Source organism: Nonomuraea sp. NPDC050328 (assembly GCF_044459405.1).
GTDB lineage: Bacteria > Actinomycetota > Actinomycetes > Streptosporangiales > Streptosporangiaceae > Nonomuraea.
Map to the genome: position 1 here is coordinate 136,618 of NZ_JBITIW010000012.1, position 15,086 is coordinate 151,703.

Consider the following 15,086-nt stretch of genomic DNA (forward strand, 5'->3'; position numbering starts at 1 on the left):
TCGGTCGGCGCCTCCGCCCGGTAGCCCCCGCCCCGCCCCCCCCCCCCCCCCGCCCCCGCCGCCCCCGCCCCCCCCCCCCCCCCCCCCCCCCCCCCCCCCCCCCCCCCCCCGCGGCCCGCCGAAAGAGGGGCGCGGTGGCCCGCCAGAAGAGCGGCGGGCCACCGAAAGAGAGGCGGGCCACCGAAAGAGAGGCGGCCCGCCGAGAGAAAGGCGGGGCCGCCCAAGGAGAGGCGGGCCGCCGAACGGAAGGCGGGCGCACAGGACGGGTCCGGAGCGCGGCCGGTCTAAGAGCTGATGTCCTTGCCGGTGAAGCGGGCCCAGGCGATCGACCCCGCCACCACGACGTACGCGCCGAAGGTCAGCAGCCCGGAGACCAGGTCCCCGGTGGCGACCGGGTCGCGCAGCACGCCGTCGAAGCCGGTCCAGCGGGTGGGCAGCAGGTAGGGGGCCAGCCAGTCGAGCTGCGGGATGGCCCGGAGCACCTGGGTGACGACAACCAGCACCACGGTCCCGGCGACCGCCCCGATGGCCACCTCGGTGAAGACCGACAGGGCCAGCCCGACGGCGGCCAGCGCCGCCATGCCCGCGGTTACGTAGCCGACGATGAGCAGGGTGCGCAGCAGCCCCTCGCCGAAGGAGATCGTCGTGCCCGACAGCAGCGTGAGCTCTCCGGTGGGGAACAGCAGCAGCCCGGTGAGCAGCGCGGTCGCCGCGACGACGAGCGTCAGGACCAGCGCGAAGATCACCGCGTTGAGGTACTTGACGGCCAGCAGCCGGGTCCGCCCGGCCGGAGCGGCCAGCAGGTAGCGCAAGGTCCCGGCGCCGGCCTCGCCGGCCACCGCGTCGCCCGCGACGACGGCGACCGCGACCGGCATGAGCAGCGGCACCAGCACGAAGAGCGAGGCGAAGGTGAGCATCAGGCTGTTGCCGGCGGTGGCCGCGAGCAGCCCGCCCGCGCCGCCCTCGCCGCCCTCGGCTCCCACGATGCGGATGACCACGCCGAGCAGCACCGGGACCACGCCGAGCAGCGCGAGCATCACCAGGTTGCGCGGCCGGCGGAAGGTCAGGCCGAGTTCGGAGCGCAGCAGCCGGCCGAACTGCCGGGCCGGACGGGCCGGCCGGACGGCCCCGTCGGCGGGCATCGGGCGGGCGGGCCTTGGACGTGCCGTGTCAAGCGCCGACATCGAATCCCTCTCCGGTCAGTCCGACGAAGACCTCTTCCAGGCTGGGCCGCGCGACCGCCAGCCCGCGTACGGCCACGCCCTGCCGTACCAGCTCGGCGGTGACCTCCTCGGGCGCGACGGCGCCCAGCTCGGCGGTGACCTCCTCGCCGGTGGCGCGGACGTCGGCCAGCCCGAGCGCGGCCAGCACGCCGGCGGCGCTGGTCAGGTCGGGGGTCTGCACGCGCACGCGGGCCGCGCGGCCGGCGTGCAGCGAGGCCAGGTCGCCCTGGGCGACCAGCCGGCCGTTGCTCATGATCCCGGCGTGCGTGCACATCTGCTCGACCTCGGCCAGCAGGTGCGAGGAGACGAAGACGGTGGTGCCCTCGGCGGCGATCTCCTTGACCAGCGCGCGGACCTCCCGGGTGCCCTGCGGGTCGAGCCCGTTGGTGGGCTCGTCGAGCACGAGCAGCTCGCGCGGCATCAGCAGCGCGGCGGCCAGGGCCAGGCGCTGGCGCATGCCGAGGGAGTAGGCGCGGTAGCGCTTGCCCGCGGCGGCGGTCAGCCCGACCCGGTCGAGCGCCTCGGCCACCCGCCAGGGCGCGTCGTGCGCCGAGGCGTGCGGGTTGGCCGCGTCGAACCGCAGCAGGTTGGCCGTGCCCGACAGGTACGGGTAGAAGGCCGGGCCCTCCACGACCGCGCCGACCGAGGGCAGCGCCCGGTCCAGCGGCCGGCCGAGCAGCTCGTGCGAGCCGGAGGTGGGCGAGACCAGCCCGAGCAGCATGCGGATGGTCGTCGTCTTGCCCGAGCCGTTGGGCCCGAGGAAGCCGAAGACCGAGCCGCGCGGCACGGTCAGGTCGAGCGAGTCGACGGCGACCTGCCCGCTTTTGAAGCGCTTGGTCAGGCCGCTGGTGGCGATGGCGGCGGGCACGCCCGCCCCGGAGACCGGGACGGGACGTGCCACTGCCTGCGTCATGGAGGTCACCGCTGACCGGCCGTCTCGACCAGCTTGTCGGGGGTGACCGCGCCGGCCAGGATGCGGCCGTCGTCGGTGACCAGCACGGTGAGCAGCTTGCTGGTGATCAGCTTGCCGCTGCCCCACGTGCCGCTGACCGGCTTGGCGGCGCTCAGCAGCTCGTCGAAGGACTCGCTCCGCTGGTACGGCAGAGCCGCGACCGTGCTCCACCCCGAGCCGAGCGTCTTGATCGCCGGGGTGGCCTGGTCGGCCTGGTGCTCGGCGAGCGCGCCGAGGTCGAGGGGGCGTTCCTCGACCTTGACCCCGGCCGGCGGGGTGAAGGTGAAGTTCTCCTCCGCCGGGGCGGTGAAGTTCACCTCGGTGAAGCCGACCTCGAAGGCCGGCTCGGCCGAGCCCTTGGCGTAGAGCTGCACCCGCATCGGCAGGTAGGTCTCGCCGTCGAGCGCGACCCGCACCTCCTGCACCAGCGTCCCCGCGTCCTTCGGAACCAGGGAGAGCTGGTAGACCGCCCGCCCGGCGACCTTGTCGTTGCCGCTCACCGAGACGGTGCTGTGCTGCTCGGCCTGGTTCAGCACCTTCTCGGCGACCTGCTGCGGGGTCAGGTCGGAGGGCTTGGGCGCCGGCGGCTGCTCGGCGGTGCCGGCCGGGAGCTTGAACTTGGTCGCGGTGTTGGTGGAGCTGTCCCACAACCAGGCCTGGGTGCCGTCGTAGATGAAGTTCTTCTCACTCATCTCCTCGGGCACCGCGAGCCGTACCCGGTCGCGCGAGCCGTACCAGACCTTCAGCTCGTGCGCGCCGGTCAGCAGCGCGGCGGGCGATTCGGGGCCGCCGGGCAGCGCGGGCAGCCCCAGGGAGGCGGTCTTGGTCACGGTTCCGGACATCGGGGGCAATCCCTTGCCGTCGCGGCTGGCGGCCGCGGCGTCGGCCAGCAACTGGCTCGCGGTCTTGCCGGGCAGCACCGGGTCGGCGCCGACCGCGGCGACCACCGGGCCCGCGGCGACCGCCGCGCCGATCACCGCGACCGCGGCCACCGGGACACCCCACCTCACGAGCTTGCCTGTTCGCATGTCACTCCTTCACGGTATTCGCTGATCCGTTCTGTGGTGGAGCCTGCGGCATGCGTCCTGTGCGGAGGCTGAGACCGGCTGAGAGGGCTCTCAGGCGGGAGCGCCTACACTCCACGCCATGAGGGTCTTGGTCGTCGAGGACGAGCGCCGGATGGCCGCGGCGCTGCAGCGCGGGTTGCAGGCGGAGGGCTTCGCCGTCGACCTGGCGCACGACGGCGAGGAGGGGCTGCACCTGGCCCGGGTCGGCGAGTACGACGTGGTCGTGCTGGACATCATGTTGCCGCGGCTGTCGGGCTACAACGTGTGCAAGCAGCTCAGGGCCGAGGAGAACTGGGTCCCGATCCTGATGTTGTCGGCCAAGGACGGCGAGTACGACATGGCCGACGGGCTCGATCTGGGCGCCGACGACTACCTGACCAAGCCGTTCTCCTACGTGGTGCTGGTGGCGCGGCTGCGTGCCCTGCTGCGCCGCGACGCCGGGCGGCGGCCGGCGGTGCTGGCGGCGGGCGACCTGTCGCTCGACCCGGCGCGGCGGCGGGTGCAGCGCGGCGAGGAGCCGGTCGAGCTGACGCCGCGCGAGTTCGCGCTGCTGGAGTACCTGCTGCGCCGGCACGACGAGGTGGTGTCGAAGGCGGAGATCCTGGAGCACGTCTGGGACACCTTCGACACCGACCCGAACGTGGTCGAGGTCTACGTCGGCTACCTGCGCCGCAAGATCGACACGCCGTTCGGCCGCAGCGCGCTCCAGACCGTGCGCGGCGCCGGGTACCGCCTGGCCGGCGACGGTGGCTGAGTCGCCGCTGACCTGGTGGCGGCAGCGCAGCCTGCGCTTCCGGCTGACCGCGGTGGCCTCGGCGGTGCTGGCCTTCGCGCTGGCCGCCTCCGCCTCGGTCCTGCTCAGCGTGCTCGCGCGCGCCCTCACCGACACCAGCGACGAGGCGATGCGGCAGCGGGCGCAGGCGCTGCGGGTGATGGCCGACGCCGGGACCATCCCGCGCGTGCTGACCTCGACCGACGGCACCGCCCTGCAGGTCGTGGAGAGCGGCGGGCGGATCACGCACGCCACCCCCGGCACCGACCGGCTGGTGCCGCTGCTCAACGAGCGCCGGCTGGCCCGGGCATTGGCCACCGGCGAGCCCGACTTCGCGCACGGCGCCTCCGGGCCGCTGCGGGTCATCGCGATCCGCGCCGACCAGGGCCGGATCGTGCTGGCCGCCCGCTCGGCGCGCGAGCTGGACCAGAGCATGGCGGTGGCGGGCAAGGTGCTGCTGGCCGGCACCCCGCTGCTGACCGTCGTGCTGGCCGGGGCGAGCTGGCTCATCATCGGCCGCTGGCTGCGGCCGATCACCTCGCTGCGCCAGAGCGCGACCGAGATCACGCACACCGCCCGCGCCCGCCGGCTGCCGGTCCCCACCTCTCGCGACGAGGTGCACTCGCTGGCCACCACGCTCAACGAGATGCTCGCCCGGCTGGAGGAGGCCGAGCAGCGCCAGCGGGCCCTGGTCTCCGACGCCGCGCACGAGCTGCGCAGCCCGCTGGCCAGCATCCGGCTGCAGCTGGAGGTCGCGCTCGGCCACCCCGAGGGCCAGGACTGGCGCGAGACCGCCGAAGGCGTGCTGGAGGACACCCTGCGCCTGTCGCGGCTGGCCGAGGACCTGCTCGCGCTGGCCCGCCTGGACGAGCGCGGGGGCAGCCCGGCCCGGCACGACCCGGTCGAGCTGCACGAGGTGGTCAAGCGGGTCGCCGAGCGCTATCCCCTGGTGCGGGTCGGCCGCTGCGACCCGGTGATCGTCGAGGGCGACGAGCTCGACCTCAGCCGGGTGCTCACCAACCTGCTCGACAACGCCGTACGGCACGCCGCCACCGGCGTCGAGGTCACCCTCGACGCCTCCGGCAGGCTCACCGTGACCGACGACGGCCCCGGCGTGCCGGCCGAGGACATGGAGCGGGTCTTCCACCGCTTCACCCGCCTGGACGAGGGCCGCGGCCGCGACGAGGGCGGCGCGGGACTCGGGCTGGCGATCGTCCGCGAGACGGTCCTGGCCCACGGCGGCCGGGTCCACCTGGAGGACGCGGCCCCCGGGCTGCGGGTGGTGGTCGCCCTGCCCTCCGGCCCGGGACCGGCGTAAAGCGAATCGATAGCGGTCCCGCCTACGCTCCCCCGCACGGATTCGTCCGTAAAGGAGGGAACATATGCGGAAATTTCTAGCCGCTATAGCCATCACTCTGGGGCTGCTCGGCGCCTCCTGGGCCACCGCGGGGGCGGCTCTGGCGGCCGACGAGGGCGGCACCCACAACCCGTGGCCGCGGCCGGACATGCCGCCGCCACCGGACTAGCCGCCCCCGGACTGGTCGCCCCCGGACTGGTCGCCACCGGACTGGTCGCCCTCAGGACCGAGCCCGGCTGACCGCAGCCGGGGTCCGGGGCTCAGGGCAGGCGGGCGAGCGCCTCCTCGGCTCTCGCCCGCAGGCTCTCCGCGCCGATCTCGGCGAACATGCCGCGCGCGTGCTCCAGGTGCTCGGCGCTGCCCAGCAGGGAGCCGAGGCTGAGGTGGATACGGCCGGTGATGAGGCGGTCGCCCAGGGGTTCGGCGACCGCGAGCACCTCGACCAGGGTGCGTTCGGCCTCCTCGGGCCGGTCGAGGGCCCGCCAGGCCTCGGCCAGGCCCTGCATGACGTAGACCTCGCCGATCCGGTCGCCGATGTCGCGCACGATGGCGGCGGCCGACTCGAAGGCCCGCTGCGACTCCTCGGCCCGGCCCTGCCGCAGCAGGAGGCGGGCGAGGCTGTCGAGCGCCTGGGCCTCGCCGCGCCGTACGCCCTCGGTGCGGAAGATCTCCAGGGCCTTGCCGAGCAGGGCCTCGGCGCCGCCGGGGTCGCCGCCGGCGTCCTGGAGGCCGGCCATGTTGACCATGGCGTGTGCCTCGGCGGGCCGGTCGCCGGCCTCGTGCAGCAGCGGCAGGGCCTGGCGGTAGCGTTCCAGCGCCCGGCGGTCGTCGCCGCGGAAGGACTCGACCTGGGCCAGGTTGCGCAGCGCCAGGCCGAGGCCGTGCCGCTCGCCGGCGTGCGAGAACAAGACGATGGCGCTCTCCAGCAGCTCGCCGGCCTCGCCGTAGCGCTGGGCGAAGACCTGGACGGTGCTCAGGGCGTAGCGCATGGCGGCCTCGCCGCGCACGTCGCCCGCGCTGACGCACGCCTCCAGCGCGGTGCGCGCCGCGGTGCGCCAGTCCTCGAAGTAGCCGTAGTTCTCGTAGAGCGCGACGGCCGCCATGGTGATGCTCCAGCACAGTTCGGCCAGCCCGTGCGCGGCGGCCTGGCGGACGGCCGCGAGCAGGGTGACGCGTTCGTCGTCGAGGCCGGCCAGGGCGTGCCGGGCCAGGTCGGCGGGGAGTTCGACGCGCGGGGCCGAGCCGCGGGGCAGCCGGTGGGAGTCGCCGTAGCGCTCCTCGTGGGCCCGTTCGGCGAGGGCGAGCAGGATCAGCCCGGCCCGGTGCACGGTGGCGGCGCGAGCCGGTTCGTCCTCCTCGGCGCGGGCGCGCTCGCCGGCGAAGGCGCGCACGAGGTCGTGCATGCCGTACCGGCCGGCCGAGTGGCGCAGCAGCGCCGCCTCGACGAGCTCGCCGAGGGCGGCGCCGGGTTCGGCGCCGAGCAGCGCCTCGGCCAGCCAGCCGGGCACCTGCGGGAAGTCGAGCAGGCCGATCGCGCGAAACAGCGCCTGGGCGGGCGCCGACAGGCCGCGGTAGCTGACGTCGAGGCTGGCGCGCACCGCCCGGTCGCCCTGGCGCAGCACGTCGAGCATGGTGCGCGAGTCGCCGAGCAGCTCCACCAGGGTGCGCACGCGCCAGCGCGGCCGGACGGCCAGCCGCCCGCCGGCGATCCGCAACGCCAGCGGCAGGCCGCCGCACTGCTCGGCCAGCACCGCGACCTCCTCCGGCTCCCCGGCGGCGCGCTCCAGCCCGATCTCCTGGGCGAGCACCTCGACGGCGCTGTCGTGGTCGAGCAGGCCGACCCGGACGACCTGGCCCTCGGCCAGGCCGACCAGGCGCTCGCGGCTGGTGATCAGCACCCCGCTGGGCGGGCCGCCGGGCAGCAGCGGCCAGACCTGGTCGAAGCCGGCGGCGTTGTCCAGCACGATGAGGAGCTGCCGCTCGGCGACGGTGGAGCGGAACAACGCACTGCGCTCGTCCAGCGTGGTGGGCGCGGCGCCGACGCCCAGGGCGCGCAGGAAGCGGCTGAGCACGTCGGCCGGCTGGAGCTGGCCGCCGCGCAGGTCCACGTAGAGCTGGCCGTCGGGGTAGGCCGGGGCGAGCCGGTGCGCGGCGTGCAGCGCGAGCTCGGTCTTGCCGACGCCGGCCCGGCCGGTGAGCGCGGCGACCGGCAGGCCGCCGCCGGCCTCGTCGGGCCGCAGCAGCAGCTCGACCCGGTCGAGCTCGGCCTGGCGGCCGGCCAGGGCGCTGAGCAGCGGGGGGAGCTGGCGCGGCACCGACGGCCGGGGCGCGGGGCCCTCCAGGCGCGGCTCCTGGTTGAGGATGGCCAGCTCCATGCGGCGCAGCTCGTCGCTGGGCTCCAGGCCGAGGTTCTCGCGCAGCGTGTCGCGGATGGCCCGGTAGACCTCCAGCGCCTCGGCGTGCCGCCCGGAACGGTACAAGGCGAGCATGAGCTGGCCGTGCGGCCGCTCGCGCAGCGGGTGCTCCTGCACCGCGGTGCGCAGCTCGGCGACGAGCTGCTGGTGGCGGCCGAGGCCGAGTTCGAGGTCGACGCAGCGCTCGTGCGCCAGGATGCGGCGTTCCTCCAGGTCCTGGCCGATGCGCCGGATCAGCTCGCTCTCCACGTCGGCCAGCGCCGGGCCGCGCCACAGCGCCAGCGCCTCGCGCAGGCAGGCCACCGCGCGCACCGGCTCCTCGCCCTGCGCCCTGGCCACCAGGGCGTCGAACTCGGCCAGGTCGAGCGCGCCGGGCTCCAGCCGCAACTGGTAGCCGGGCGGGCGGGTGAGCAGCAGCCGGTACGGCTGGGCCGCGTCGCCGAGCATGCGGCGTAACTGCGAGATCCGGATCTGGATCTGGTTCCGTGCGGTGCTGGGCGGCTCCTCGCCCCAGGTGGCCTCGATCAGCCGGTCGAGCGGAACGATCCGGCCCGCGTCCAGCAACAGCAGGGCGAGCACCACCCGTTGCAGGCTGCCCCCCGTGCGCAACTCCTCGCCGTCCCTTTCGACGACGAGCGGTCCGAGAACCTTGAAACGCATCTGTCTCCTCTCCGGCCCTGGATCGTCTCAGCAGATCTTGCACCCCGCTTGCAGGGTGCCGACCCCGTTCGCCGGAATGCTTCGTTGACCGGACTATGCCATGCGCCGTACGGTCGTGTCGTGATCGACGAGCTACTCGCAGAGCTGGCCCGGCTACGGGCGCACGACTTGCCGGTGCGCGGCGGCAAGGTGACCGCCTACGTCTACGACACCGGCCGGCCCGAGGTGCACGAGGCCGCGGCCCGCGCCTATCTCGAGATGCTCGAGGTCAACATGCTCGACCCCACCGCCTTCCCGAGCGTGGTGGCGATGGAGCGCGAGGTGGTCGGGGCGGTCTCCCGGCTGCTGGGCGGCGGCTCGGGCATCTTCACCAGCGGCGGCACCGAGTCGATCATGCTGGCGGTGAAGTCGGCGCGCGACGCCTTCCCGCTGCGCGGCGGGAAGCTCAACCTCGTGCTGCCGGTGACCGCGCATCCCGCCTTCCACAAGGCGGCGCACTATCTCGGGCTGGAGGTGCGCGCGATCCCGGTGGACCCGATCAGCCTGCGGGCCGTACCGGCGCGGATGGCCGAGGCGATCGACGAGCGCACCTGCCTGACCGTCGCCTCGGCGCCCGCCTACCCGCACGGCGTGGTCGACCCGGTCGCGGAGATCGCCGCGCTCGGGCCGCCGTGCCACGTGGACGCCTGCGTGGGCGGCTGGCTGCTGCCGTGGCTGCGGCTGGCCGGGGCCGACGTGCCGCCCTTCGACCTGTCGGTGCCGGGCGTCACCTCGCTCTCCTGCGACCTGCACAAGTTCGGTTACGCCCCCAAGGGCGCCTCCGTGGTGCTCTTCCGCGATCCGGCGCGGCGGCGCAAGGCCTACTTCGCCTCGGCCGCCTGGCCGGGGTACACGATCATCAACTCCACCGTGCAGAGCGCCCGCACCGCCGGGCCGCTGGCCGGGGCGTGGGCCACGCTGCGCGCGGTGGGCGAGGACGGCTACCTGGCGCTCGGCCGGGCGACCCTCGAAGCCGCGCTGCGGCTGCGCGAGGGCCTGGCCAAGATCCCGGGGCTCACCGTCATGGGCGACCCGCAGGGCTCGCTCATCGCCTTCTCCTCCGCCGAGCTCGACGTCTTCGTGCTGGCCGACGAGGCGCGCCGGCGGGGCTGGTTCCTGCAGCCGCAGCTCTCCTACGCCGGGATCCCCAAGAACCTGCACATCACCGTCACCGGCGTCACCCTGGCCGGGGTCGAGGCCCTGCTGGAAGTGGTCGCCGAGTGCGCCCGCGCGGCCCGCGAGCGCGGCCCGGTGGTCCTGCCCGAGGGCCTGGTCGAGCTGGTGGCGGGGCTCGACCTGGACTCGCTGGACGACGCCTCCTTCGCCGAACTGGCCGCGGCGGTCGGCGTGGACCTGACGCCCTCGGGCGGGCAGCCCGAGATGGCCGCGGTCAACGCGATCCTGGACGCGCTGCCGCCGGCCAAGCGGGAGCAGATCCTGATCAGGTTCCTGTCGGTGCTCTACGCCGACGGCGGCTGAAGGCGCGCGACCTCCGCCAGCGCGGTGCGGGCCGAGGCGGCGTCGTGCACGCGGAACATGCGCGCGCCGAGCAGCGCCGAGACCGCGAGGGTGGCGATCGTGCCGGCGTGCCGTTCCTCGACCGGCAGCCCGCCGAGCGTCTCGCCGACGAAGTCCTTGTTCGAGACCGCCACCAGCACCGGCCAGCCGGTCTCCGCCAGCTCGCCGAGCCGGCGGCTGACCTCCAGCGAGTGGAAGGTGTTCTTGCCGAAGTCGTGCGCCGGGTCGATGAGGATCGACTCGCGCGCCACCCCGGCGGCCACCGCCCGCTCGGCCAGCTCGACGGTGTAGGCCACGACGTCGGCCACCACGTCCGCGTAGGCGATCCGGTGCGGCCGGGTGCGGGGCGTCACCCGCCCCGCGTGCGCGCACACCAGGCCCACGCCGTGCGCCGCGGCCACGTGCGCGAGCTCGGGGTCGACGCCGCCCCAGGTGTCGTTGAGCAGGTCGGCCCCGGCCTTGGCGACCACCTCGCCGACCTCGGCGCGCCAGGTGTCGACGCTGATCAGCAGCTCGGGGTGGCGCTCGCGCACCGCCTCGACCAGCCCGGCGACGCGGCGGATCTCCTCGCGGGTGTCCACGTCGTCGCCCGGCCCGGCCTTGACCCCGCCGATGTCGACGAGGTCGGCGCCCCCGGCCACCGCCCGGTCGACGGCCGCCAGGGCCGCCTCGAAGCCGAAGGTCTTGCCCCGGTCGAAGAAGGAGTCGGGGGTCCGGTTGACCACGGCCATGATCGCGTGTTCCCCGGGGGCGAACTCCCGCCCGCCCAGGCGCAGTGTGCTCATCGAGACCTGAGCTTAACGCTCACGTGGTCGACGAGCATCGGCCGCCCGGAGGCGGTCGAGGCGTCCGGCGGGCCGGGCAGCCCGCCGCCGATGGCCACGTTGAGGATGAGGAAGAAGCGCCGCGGCAGGCTCCGGTCCATCGAGTGGTACGGCCGGCCGTCCAGGAACCACGTGGTGCGCTCGCCGGTCAGCTCCACCGCGTAGGTGTGGAAGGCCCCGAAGCAGGTCGCGCAGGGCTGCGGCCCGGTGGTCAGTCCCTTCGGCTCCTGGCAGGGGCCGCCGGGCATCACCCCGCAGTGCATCGCCCCCATGATCTCCGGCCGGCCGCCGGTGGCCTCCAGGATGTCGATCTCGCCCACGGCCGGCCAGCCGGTGTGCCCGCCGAGCATCCAGAACGCCGGCCAGTACCCCTTGCCGTCGGCCGGGCCCACCGCGGGCAGCGCGATCCGCGCCTCGACCCGCAGCGTGCCGCCGCCCTCGGGGACGCCGAAGTCCTCGCGGCGGCTGCGGATCCGCCCGGAGGTCCACCCGCCGCCCTCCCGTCGCGGGGTGATGGCCAGCAGGCCGCCGGAGAGCGAGAGGTTGTCCCGGCTCATCCGCTCGATCTCGCCGGTGCCCCAGCGGCCCTCGCCCTCCTCGGCCACCCACGCCTCCAGGGTGTCGAAGTCGTCGCGGAAGACCTCCCGCCAGCCGTCGCCGGGCGAGCACCCGGCGAGCGGCAGGAGCAGCAGGAGGGCCAGCAGGATCGTCCTGATCGTTTTCATAGCACGGTGGGGATCAGGTCGAGGTCCTCCAGGTCGCGCTCCAGGCGGGGCGCGAGCCGGACGACGGCGGTGTCGGTCAGGTGGGAGTCGTCGCGGTAGAGGATGACGCCGTCGAGCACCGCCGGGCAGGTCGTGCCCGGGCAGAGCAGCGGGGTGACGTCGAGGGTCCACAGGCCCGGGCGCGGGCGCTCGGCCAGCCGGTCGGGCGGCAGCGCGCGCTCGCGGGGGAAGCCGCAGGCTGCCGCGGGCCCGGCCGCCAGGCAGGCGGGCACGTCCAGGCCGGGCAGCGGGGTGTCGCGCAGGTAGACCAGCGGCGCGCCGAGCCGTTCGAGCCTGGCCAGCGTGGCCCGCCAGCCGCGGGCGGTGGCCTCGGGCGTGGCGTAGGCGTTGAGCGAGCCGAGCAGGACGAGCCGGGGCGGCGCCTCGGACTCCAGGCGGCGCAGCGCGTTCTCGCGCCAGGTGTCGCACTCGTGGTAGGTACGGCCCAGCCGCGGGTCGGTGACGGTGAGCCTGGGCAGCGGGCAGCCCGGCTTGACCAGCACCTCCAGCGCCCAGCCGCGGCGCTGCGCGATCCGCTGGGCCATGGCGAACCACTGCCCGGCGTGCGAGTCGCCGATCAGCACGATCCGGTCGCGGCCGGTGCCGAACCGGCAGGGCGGGCTGACCACGTCCGTCGGGCCGACCTCGCAGCCCTGCGACCTCGGGTAGTCGTCGCGCGCCTGCAGCGGGTCGAGCGCCGGGGCGGGCTCGGCCACGGCGGCCGTCGCGGTGCTCACGCGGGGCGCGGTCGCCCAGCCGAGCAGCAGCGTGGCCATCACCGGGACGGTGATCGCGGCGACGCCGACGGCCAGGCCGCGCCGGGGGCGTTCGGTGACCACCGGGGAGAAGCGCACCGGGTTCTCCACCAGGCGCATGGTCAGCCAGGCGGGCGCCGCCGAGGCCAGCACCAGGGCCAGGCGCACCGCCCAGGGCTGCTCGCCGAGCGCCGCCTCGGCCAGCACCAGGACCGGCCAGTGCCACAGGTACCAGGCGAACGACAGCCGGCCCATCGCCCGCAGGGGCGCGGTGCCGAGCAGGGCCGAGACCGGCGAGCGGAACAGCAGGAGCGCGGCCGTGCCCAGCGTCGGGGCCAGCGCCTCGGGGCCGGGGTAGCCGCTCTCCACGATGGTGAGCGACCAGGCCACGGCCGCGGCGCCTGCCGTACCGAGGGCCGCGGCCCAGAGCCGGGGCAGGCGGGTCAGGTACGGCACGGCGAGCGAGGCCAGCGCGCCCACCCCGAACTGCCAGGCGCGCGCCGGCGTCGCCAGGTAGGCGGCCGGTCCGTCCCAGGTGAGCGCCGGCCAGAGCGAGCCTGCGGTGATCACCAGCGCGAGCGCGGCCACCGCCCTGCGCCCGGCCAGCCGGAAGGCGAGCCAGGCCAGGGGCGCCCAGAGCAGGTAGTACTGCTCCTCCACGGCCAGGGACCAGAAGTGCAGCAGCGGGCTCGGCTCGCGGTCGGCGGCCAGGTAGTCGGTCTCCAGCGCGATGAAACGCCAGTTGGCCAGCGACAGCGCGGCGGCGAACAGGTCGGCGCCCAGCTCGCGCAGCCGCAGCGCGGGCAGCACCGCCCAGGCGGCCAGCGCGGTCGCCACCAGCACGGTTCCGGCCGCGGGCAGGATGCGCCGGGCCCGGCGGGCGTAGAAGTCGGCCAGGGAGAAGGGCCGGGTGGTCAGCGTGGTGATCAGGAAGCCGGAGATGACGAAGAAGACGTCCACCCCGGCGAACCCGCCGCTCAGGCCGGGGACGGTGGCGTGGAAGGCGAGCACGAACAGCACGGCGACGCCGCGCAGTCCCTCGATGTCGGTGCGGTGCTTCATCGGGGTCTCGCTCACGGCAGCAGCGGGGGCAGGGCGCCGCCGGCGGCGACGAGCACGGCGAGCAGGAGCAGGGCGGTGATGGCCAGGGCCTCCGGCCAGCGCAGGCGGTGGTTCATCGCAGCCGCCACAGGTCGCGCAGGAGCGGGAGGGCGATGTAGGTGCTGGCCGCGGTGAAGGCGATCAGCGCCCAGTAGTGGTGCCAGCCGTACTCAGGGGCGCGCCAGGCGATCCCCGCCCAGGCCGCCGCGGTGACCAGGGCCAGCCAGCCCAGCGCGAGCCGGGCGATCGTCCTGACCATGCGGGAGCGGCGCGCCCCCGCGCCGCCGCTGGGCACCCACGCCGCCACCCGGTTGCGGACGGCGTGCCAGATGGCGAACAGGTGGCAGTAGGCGTACAGCGTCTGCGCGCGGATCACCTCGAACCGGTAGCGGCCCACCGAGACCGCCGGCAGCAGCACCAGCGCCACCCACAGCGGCCCGACGAACGGGATCATGTGCCAGGCCCGCACGTCCTGCGGGTAGGCGTAGAGCATGATCAGCCCGGGCAGCGGGATCGCGGCGATGTTGAGCGCGGAGACGAAGTAGGACAGGAAGCCCGACCAGTACGACACGCGCACCCGCCACGGCATCGGCGTGCGGTGGAAGTCGCGGCTGAACAGCAGGCTCAGGCAGCCCATCGCCCAGCGGTACTGCTGGGCGATGTAGGAGCCGGCGTTGTCCGGCGACAGGCCCTTGGCCAGCAGCACCGGCACGTACTTGGTGCGCAGGCCGTGCCGCATCAGCGCGACGCTGGTGTAGATGTCCTCGCTGTGGTCGATCTTCGGGAAGCCGCCGATGGTCTCCAGGGCGCTGCGCCGGTAGAGCACGTTGCTGCCCACGCAGATCGCCCCGCCGTCGGCGTCGCGGCTCGGCTGCAGCCAGCGGTAGAACAGCTCCTGCGCGGCGCCGGCCGTGCGCTGCACCCAGGGCAGGTCCGCGCCGGTGTCGAAGAACTGCGGCGACTGCGCGATGGCGATCTTCGGGTCCTCCAGGTAGGGGGCCAGGTGGTCGAGGAAGTCGGGGCGCGGGGCGAAGTCGGCGTCGAAGACCGCCACCAGGTCGCCGTCGCTCAGGCTCAGGCCGTGGTTGAGGTTGCCGGCCTTCTTCAGGTGGCCGCGGTCGGGGCGGCTGCTGTAGCGGAAGCCGTGCCGGGCGGCCAGTTCCTCGACCTCGGGCCGGGCGCCGTCGTCGAGCGCCCACAAGGTCAATGGACCGTTCCAGCGCATCCGTGCGACGTGGCGGAAGGTGTTGTCCAGCACCTCCAGGGGCTCGCCGTAGGTGGGCACGAAGACGTCCACGGACGGTACGGCAGGCGGTCGCCAGGAGCGCACCAGCAGCAGGTGGGACTCCCAGGTGGTCGAGCGCTGGCGCTGACCGTCCACGTAGGACAGGATCCAGCCGGCCAGGTTGAGCAGGAGGGCGAGCAAGAATGGCGTCAGAATGGCGTGGCGGAGGGAGAAGAGGAACAATGTTCCGGCGGTCAAGGTGAGGGAAAGCGGGATGGCCAGGAGCACCCAGCGGCGCTGCGGTCCGAAATAGAGGGATATTTCGGAGTCGGTCGGGGGTTGGGGTAGGTAGCTGTGATCTGCACGAATCGTCGGCTCGGCCAGTGTTGCGGTCACGGGGTCTACTGTAAAGAAA

At 74.5% G+C, this 15,086-nt stretch carries 12 protein-coding genes; 4 read left to right on the forward strand and 8 right to left on the reverse strand.

Annotation, left to right across the window (positions count from 1 at the left end; translation table 11 throughout):
- Positions 1-284 precede the first annotated feature (284 nt).
- Genes ACIBG7_RS36015 through ACIBG7_RS36025 form a run of 3 tightly spaced genes read right to left on the reverse strand, consistent with a single transcriptional unit; the run spans position 285 to position 3,203 of the window.
- A complete protein-coding gene (locus tag ACIBG7_RS36015) occupies positions 285-1,184 on the reverse strand; it encodes an ABC transporter permease (RefSeq protein WP_397339167.1) in 900 nt (299 codons plus the stop codon).
- Positions 1,171-2,136, reverse strand: coding sequence for an ABC transporter ATP-binding protein (locus tag ACIBG7_RS36020; RefSeq protein ID WP_357929942.1), 966 nt, complete (start codon positions 2,134-2,136; stop codon positions 1,171-1,173). The genes ACIBG7_RS36015 and ACIBG7_RS36020 overlap by 14 nt, the downstream gene beginning before the upstream one ends.
- Before the next feature lie 5 nt (positions 2,137-2,141).
- Positions 2,142-3,203, reverse strand: coding sequence for a DUF2092 domain-containing protein (locus ACIBG7_RS36025; protein WP_357929945.1), 1,062 nt, complete (start codon positions 3,201-3,203; stop codon positions 2,142-2,144).
- 118 nt (positions 3,204-3,321) lie between these two features.
- Between ACIBG7_RS36025 and ACIBG7_RS36030 the strand changes: the two genes are divergently transcribed.
- The 3 genes from ACIBG7_RS36030 to ACIBG7_RS36040 all read left to right on the forward strand — a co-directional run bounded on the left by ACIBG7_RS36030 (position 3,322) and on the right by ACIBG7_RS36040 (position 5,540).
- Positions 3,322-3,996 (forward strand): response regulator transcription factor, encoded by a 675-nt coding sequence (locus ACIBG7_RS36030; protein ID WP_357929948.1) that lies wholly within the window; start codon positions 3,322-3,324, stop codon positions 3,994-3,996.
- On the forward strand, positions 3,989-5,332 hold the full coding sequence (locus ACIBG7_RS36035) for an ATP-binding protein (protein ID WP_357929951.1): 1,344 nt from the start codon (positions 3,989-3,991) through the stop codon (positions 5,330-5,332). Before ACIBG7_RS36030 ends, ACIBG7_RS36035 begins: the two co-directional genes overlap by 8 nt.
- A gap of 64 nt (positions 5,333-5,396) precedes the next feature.
- Entirely contained in the window at positions 5,397-5,540 is a 144-nt protein-coding gene (locus ACIBG7_RS36040) for a hypothetical protein (protein ID WP_357929954.1), read from the forward strand.
- Between the two features lie 91 nt (positions 5,541-5,631).
- Here the strand turns inward: ACIBG7_RS36040 and ACIBG7_RS36045 are convergent, their stop codons facing one another.
- Entirely contained in the window at positions 5,632-8,445 is a 2,814-nt protein-coding gene (locus tag ACIBG7_RS36045; RefSeq protein ID WP_397339168.1) for a BTAD domain-containing putative transcriptional regulator, read from the reverse strand.
- Positions 8,446-8,568: 123 nt separating this feature from the next.
- On the opposite strand from ACIBG7_RS36045, the gene ACIBG7_RS36050 reads away from it, so the two are divergent.
- Positions 8,569-9,963, forward strand: a complete 1,395-nt coding sequence (locus ACIBG7_RS36050; RefSeq protein ID WP_357930397.1) for an aspartate aminotransferase family protein — start codon at positions 8,569-8,571, stop codon at positions 9,961-9,963.
- Here the strand turns inward: ACIBG7_RS36050 and folP are convergent.
- From folP to ACIBG7_RS36070, 4 genes are all read right to left on the reverse strand, one after another.
- Positions 9,945-10,787 carry a dihydropteroate synthase gene (gene folP / locus ACIBG7_RS36055; RefSeq protein ID WP_357929959.1) on the reverse strand — a complete coding sequence of 281 codons (843 nt, stop codon included), beginning with the start codon at positions 10,785-10,787 and terminating at the stop codon, positions 9,945-9,947. The two genes, ACIBG7_RS36050 and folP, sit on opposite strands and share 19 nt — an antisense overlap.
- Positions 10,784-11,551, reverse strand: a complete 768-nt coding sequence (locus ACIBG7_RS36060) for a family 16 glycosylhydrolase (RefSeq protein WP_357929962.1) — start codon at positions 11,549-11,551, stop codon at positions 10,784-10,786. The genes folP and ACIBG7_RS36060 overlap by 4 nt, the downstream gene beginning before the upstream one ends.
- Positions 11,548-13,407 carry an acyltransferase family protein gene (locus ACIBG7_RS36065; RefSeq protein WP_397339170.1) on the reverse strand — a complete coding sequence of 620 codons (1,860 nt, stop codon included), beginning with the start codon at positions 13,405-13,407 and terminating at the stop codon, positions 11,548-11,550. Before ACIBG7_RS36065 ends, ACIBG7_RS36060 begins: the two co-directional genes overlap by 4 nt.
- Before the next feature lie 112 nt (positions 13,408-13,519).
- Positions 13,520-14,872 (reverse strand): cellulose synthase catalytic subunit, encoded by a 1,353-nt coding sequence (locus tag ACIBG7_RS36070; RefSeq protein ID WP_357929968.1) that lies wholly within the window; start codon positions 14,870-14,872, stop codon positions 13,520-13,522.
- Positions 14,873-15,086: the final 214 nt, after the last annotated feature.